This is a genomic window from Kitasatospora sp. NPDC091257 (assembly GCF_044757675.1).
Lineage (GTDB): Bacteria > Actinomycetota > Actinomycetes > Streptomycetales > Streptomycetaceae > Kitasatospora > Kitasatospora lactacystinica.
This window is the reverse complement of the sequence record NZ_JBIVVI010000594.1, coordinates 1-5,577: the sequence shown is the minus strand read 5'-3', so window position 1 is coordinate 5,577 and position 5,577 is coordinate 1. Positions and strand designations below refer to the sequence as shown.

Below are 5,577 nucleotides of genomic sequence, written 5' to 3'. Positions count from 1 at the left end.
GGTGGTCGGGGGCGGGGCGTGCGGGGACACCCAGGCGTGCAGGAGGGTGACGGCGAGCAGGGCGAGCGCGGAGCCGACGAGGACGGCCGGGCCCTCGGGGCCGTGGACGACGACCTTCGCGATCAGGTCGGCGGCGGTGACGGACAGGAAGACGGCGGCGAGTTCGACGGTGTCACGGCGCCAGTGGCGGGTGCGGCGGGCGCGGGGACCGGCGGGGGCGCGGAAGGCGTCGGGGGAACCGGGGGCACGGCGGGGAGAGGGCTTCGAATGCTCCATGCCGCCACCGTGCCCGACCGGTGTTTCCCGGTCGGGCATCCGTCGTGACCAGCCGGTTACGGTCCGCGCCGGGCTGTTACGGGAGGAACGCGCGGGGCCGCCCCGGGAGGCCGGACGGCGTCCGGCGGCCTACCCGAGCAGCTCGCGGGCCGCGGCCCTGACCTCGGCGAGCAGGAGGTGGAGGTCGGCCTCCGTCGTGGCGGCGTTGAGGAGGCAGGCGCGGAGCATCTCGGCGCTGCCGAGGCGGGCGCCGGTGACGAAGACCCGGCCGCGCCGCTGGACGGCGGCGGGGAGGTCGCGGTTGAGGGCGTCGCGCGCGGCCTCGTCCAGGCCGGGGGCGCGGTGGCGGAACGCCACGATCGAGGTCTGCACCTCGGCGATCAGCTCCAACTCCTCGTCGTCCTGGACGAGTTCGCCGAGCCGGCGGGCCAGCGCGGTGCACCGGGCGATGTCCCGGGCGAGGCCGGCGCGGCCCTTGTGGGCGATGGTGGCCCAGACCTTGAGGGCCCGGAAGGGACGGGTCTGCTCGGTGCCGTACTCGGAGAACCAGCCGAGCGCGCCGGCCGCCTCGTCGCGCAGGTAGGACGGGACGAGGCTGAAGGTGCCGCGCAGCTCCTCGGTGTCGCGGACCAGCGCGCAGCCGCAGTCGACCGGGACGCCGAGCCACTTGTGCGGGTCGAGGGCGAGCGAGTCGGCCCGCTCCAGGCCGGCGTAGCGGTGGGCGATGGCCGGGTCGAGCCGGCCGAAGGCGCCGTACGCGCCGTCGACGTGCAGCCAGAGGCCCTGCTCCTCGCAGAGGTCGGCGATCGGGCCGAACGCGTCCACCGCGCCGGTGCCGACGGTGCCCGCCGAGGCGACCACCAGGAAGGGCAGCAGGCCGGCCGCGCGGTCGCGCTCGACGGCTGCCCGCAGGTCGGCGGTGTCCAGCCGGCCGTCGGGGCCGGTGGCCACGGTGCGCAGGTGCCTGCTGCCGAGGCCGAGGAGTTCGGCGGCCTTGCGGACGCAGGAGTGGGTCTCGCCGGTGACGTAGCCGACCAGCGGCGGCAGGCCCGCCAGGCCCTCCTCGCGGACGTCCCGGCCGGCCCGCCGGGCGGCCCGGTCGCGGGCGGCGGCGAGGCAGACGATGGTCGCCATCGAGGTGCCGGAGGTGAGCAGGCCGCCGCCGGCGGGGTGCGGGAAGCCGACCAGCTCGGCCGTCCAGCGGACCACGGCGCGCTCCAGGTGGACGTCGGCGTGGTCGCCGCCGGCCGAGCTGGGGTTCATCGCGGAGGCGGCGAGGGTGGCGAGCACTCCGGCGGGGGCGGGGGCGGAGTTGACCCAGCCGAAGAAGCGCGGGTTGCCGTTGCCCATCGGGTACGGCAGGACGTCCCGCCCGATGGCGCCGATCAGCTCGTCGAGCGGGCGGCCCTCGGTGGGCAGCGGGGCGTCGCGCAGGGCCCGGCGGGCGGTCTCGTCCATGGGCTGCCAGACCGGGCGGCCGGGCAGTTCGGCGAGGTAGTCGGAGACCAGGTCGGCGGTGGCGTGGGCGGCGCGGCGGAAGTCGGTGCCGGGGAGGTCGGTGCCGGGGAAGTCCTCGGTGGTCATGGCGTGCTCCAGGGAGGCCGGGGGACGGGCTGGGCGAGGCGCGGCGTCCTTGGCGCACCCTGATCAGGCGATGATCGGGCGATCTTACGCATGAGGGCCCGCGCCGTGCGGCGCGGACCCTCATGCCGGGACCGGGGTGTCGGTCGGGAGACCGGGGTGTCAGTCCAGCGAGCCGGACAGGCCGCTCGCGGAACGGCAGTAGCCCTGCATCTCCTTGTTGGTGATCTTGGCGCAGAGCCGCCCGGCCGCGCCCCCGTCGGTGTAGTTGACCGTGTAGTAGCTGACCAGGCCCTCGGCGCAGGCCTTGCGCTGCCAGCCGTCGGCGGCGGTGGCGCACTGCTCGGCCGCCCAGTCCTCGCGGTCCAGGTTGTACTTCATGGTGCGCGAGCCGACACCGCGGCTGCAGTCCACCGCCCCGCCGCTCGCCTTGCCGTTGAGGCACCACTTGAGGGCCTCGGCGTAGACCTCGGGGTGGTTCGGGTAGTCGTGCGAGGACAGGTAGAAGGTCGGGGCGTAGAAGAAGCAGGCGGACTGGAACAGCGACGGCTGGTCCTTGCACGGGTAGAGCGGGTCCTGGGCGAGCTTGTCGGCGGGCAGGTTGGCCTTGGCCTGCTCGTCCTCCTCGTCCGGGCCGAAGAGCTGCATGAACAGGCCCTCGGAGCAGCGGATCCGGTTCTGGTCGGAGGGGAACTTGTTGCACAGGTCGCGGGCCTTGGCGACGTCCTGCTTGACCACGAACATGGTGCCGTGGCCGACGCCGTGGATGCAGGGGCCGCTGTTCTTGGGCGCGCAGAGCTTGAGCAGGTCGGTCTCGGGCTGGGCGGAGGCGTTGAGCATCTCCTCGACCGCGCCGTGCAGGTAGCCGGCCGCGCAGGTCTCGTGCGGGAAGGAGATGACCTTCTGGAAGTCGGCGTTGAAACGCTTGACCGCCGCGTGGCCGAGCTCGTGCGCGATCGGGTGGCAGAAGCGCACGGTGTACGGCTTCTCCTTGGTGATCCTGTCGAGGTCGGCCAGGGCGACGCCGGGGTCGGTGGCGTCCATCTCGGCCATCAGCTTGTTGCGCAGCGTGGAGCGGGTCCACACCGCGGGGTCGCCGGTCGGGGTGGCGCTCGCGGGCCCGGCCGCGGCCGGCCGGGCGCCGGTGGCGGGGGCCCCGGGGGCGCCGGCGGCGGGGGCTGCGCCGGACGCCGCGGGCGACCAGTCGGTGACGGCCACCGATCCCAGGCCCAGGACGCCCAGGAGCAGGGCGGTGAGAATCGCGAAGACTCGCGGCTGCATGACGGGATCCCCCGGCGGATCGAGGTGAACGTTTCGCTCCCATCCTGACGGCAGATGAGCGGTTAATCCGCGAATTCGCCCGCCATTCGGGAGGTGTCGGCGACGCTATCGCACGGTCGGACCGCCGGGACCGGCGGGATGCTCCCCCTCACAATCACCCGGACGGAGTATGGGGGCGCGGGCGCGGGCCACTGCGCCGTCCGAGTGGTGGTACCCGCGCCCCGGTGCCCCGCGCGCCGCGTTCGGGGGCTCCGGTGTTCTCCTCGCGCCGCTGTTTCCGGGGCTCCGGCGCTCACGGCCCCGGTGGTCGGGGCGCCGCGCTGGGCCCGTTCACAGCTCCAGCGTCACCTGGTAGTCCGTCAGCCAGGCGTCGAAGTCCAGTGCGAGGTCGACGGCCAGCCGCACGGACTGCGGGTCGGTGTCCGGGGCGAGCGCGTCGGCGAGGCGCCGCCGGTCGAGCAGGTCCAGGGCCGGGGAGGTGCGCTCGGCGGCGAGCCGGGCGAGTTCGGCGCGCAGTTTCGCCGGGTAGTGCGGGTCCGTGGTGACCGGGTACGGGCTCTTCGGCCGTTCGGCGACCGCGGTCGGCAGCACGTCCCGGACGGCGGCGCGCAGCAGGCTCTTCTCCCGTCCGTCGAAGGACTTCATCGCCCACGGGGCGTTGAAGACGTACTGGACCAGCCGGTGGTCGCAGAACGGCACCCGCACCTCCAGCCCGTTGGCCATGCTCATCCGGTCCTTGCGGTCGAGCAGGATGCAGACGAAGCGGGTCAGGTTGAGGTACGAGATCTCGCGCATCCGGCGTTCCACCGGATCCGCCGCCGGCAGGTGCGGGACCTCGGCGATCGCGTCGCGGTAGCGGGCCCTGCGGTAGCCGTCCAGGTCGAGCTTGCGGAGCAGTTCGGCGTCCAGGAGGTGTTCGCGCGGGGTGGCTCCGCCGCCGGCGATGCCGGTGAGGCCGAGGGCCCAGGGGAAGTCCTCGACGGCGACGGTCTTCGGGTCGTGGAACCAGCGGTAGCCGCCGAAGAGCTCGTCCGCGGACTCGCCGGACAGCGCGACCGTGGAGTGGCGGCGCACGCCCCGGAAGAGCAGCAGCAGCGAGGTGTCCATATCGCCGACGCCGTTGGGCAGGTCACGGGCGCGCAGCACGACGGAGCGCCGGGACGGGTCGGTCAGGTCGGCGGCGTTCAGCTCGACGACGCTGTGGTCGGCGCCGACGTGCGCGGCGAGCAGCCGGGCGAACGGGCCGTCCTGGGTCTGCCGGACGTCGTTGGCGTGGAAGGTCTCGCTCTGCCCGGCGAAGCCGACGGAGAAGGAGCGCACCGGGCCGGCCCCGGCGGCGCCCAGTGTCCGGGCGGCGAGGGCGGTGACGGCGCTGGAGTCCAGGCCGCCGGAGAGCAGCGAGCAGAGCGGGACGTCCGCCTCCAGCTGGCGGTGCACGATGTCGTCCAGCAGAGCCCGGACGGTGGCGACGGTGGCCTCCAGGCTGTCACGGTGCTCGCGTGCCTCCAGCGCCCAGTAGCGGCGGACCGACAGGCCCTCCCGGCGCACCCGGACGACGTGCCCGGGCCGGACCTCGTGGATGTCCCGGTACGGGGTGAGGCCGGGGGTGCGGGTGTAGCCGAGCAGTTCGCGCAGCCCGTCCAGGTCCACCACCGGGCGGACGGAGGGGTGGGCGAGCAGGGCCTTGACCTCGGAGCCGAAGATCACGCCGTCCGGGGTGCGGTGGTAGTACAGGGGTTTGACGCCCATCCGGTCGCGGACCAGCAGCAGCTCCTCGCGCCGGACGTCCCAGACCGCGAAGGCGAACATGCCGTTGAGCCGCTCGGCCAGGTGCTCGCCCCACTCCAGGTAGGCGCGCAGCACGACCTCGGTGTCGCTGCGGGTGCGGAAGCGGTGCCCGGCCGCCTCCAGTTCGGCGCGCAGTTCGCGGTGGTTGTAGACCTCGCCGCTGTAGGTGAGCACGGCCAGCGTCCGGCCGTCGTGCTCGGCCGTCATCGGCTGGACGCCGCCCTCGATGTCGATCACCGCGAGCCGGCGGTGGCCGAGCGCGGCGTGCGGCTCCAGGTGGACGCCGCCGGCGTCCGGGCCGCGGCGGACCTGGGTGGCCGTCATCGCGTCGAGGACACCCCGTTCGGCGGTGAGGTCGCGCTCGAACGCGACCCATCCGGTGATCCCGCACATCAGCAAGCCTCCGGTCTTCCGCTTCGTGTTCAGGGGGTCACGCTACGTGCGGAGTTGGTGCCGCTTCAAGGGGCCTTCGGGAACGGGGGTGATCGGGTGGCCGTTCGGCGGTCGAATGTGAAGAAGGAGTGAATCCAGTCTGAAAGTCGTAATGTCTGCCCGATTTCGGGCAGAAACTTTGGCTTCGGTGGGCCAGCCGACCTAGGCTCCTCACTCGTGCCGAGCTCACCCCACCCCCACGAAGACCTCCTCGCCCAC

Annotated in this window: 3 protein-coding genes and 1 pseudogene; all 4 read right to left on the bottom strand. The window is 73.7% G+C overall.

All coding sequences use genetic code 11. From position 1 onward, the window contains the following. A pseudogene (locus ACIQOV_RS25125) lies at positions 1 to 276 on the bottom strand (GNAT family N-acetyltransferase); the annotation flags it as partial. 129 nt (positions 277 to 405) lie between these two features. Continuing rightward, positions 406 to 1,860, bottom strand: coding sequence for a pyridoxal phosphate-dependent decarboxylase family protein (locus ACIQOV_RS25120; RefSeq protein ID WP_401052031.1), 1,455 nt, complete (start codon positions 1,858 to 1,860; stop codon positions 406 to 408). A 159-nt stretch (positions 1,861 to 2,019) separates the two neighbouring features. Further along, complete coding sequence (locus tag ACIQOV_RS25115; RefSeq protein WP_401052028.1) at positions 2,020 to 3,138, bottom strand: hypothetical protein; 1,119 nt, start codon at positions 3,136 to 3,138, stop codon at positions 2,020 to 2,022. Between the two features lie 330 nt (positions 3,139 to 3,468). Continuing rightward, positions 3,469 to 5,319, bottom strand: a complete 1,851-nt coding sequence (asnB, locus tag ACIQOV_RS25110; protein ID WP_401052026.1) for an asparagine synthase (glutamine-hydrolyzing) — start codon at positions 5,317 to 5,319, stop codon at positions 3,469 to 3,471. Between the last annotated feature and the right edge of the window lie 258 nt (positions 5,320 to 5,577).

What these genes read in the sequence shown, in the direction of transcription:
- ACIQOV_RS25120 (WP_401052031.1), bottom strand. Translation starts at nt 1,860, where the DNA reads ATGACCACCGAGGACTTCCCCGGCACCGACCTCCCCGGCACCGACTTC.
- ACIQOV_RS25115 (WP_401052028.1), bottom strand. Translation starts at nt 3,138, where the DNA reads ATGCAGCCGCGAGTCTTCGCGATTCTCACCGCCCTGCTCCTGGGCGTC.
- asnB (WP_401052026.1), bottom strand. Translation starts at nt 5,319, where the DNA reads ATGTGCGGGATCACCGGATGGGTCGCGTTCGAGCGCGACCTCACCGCC.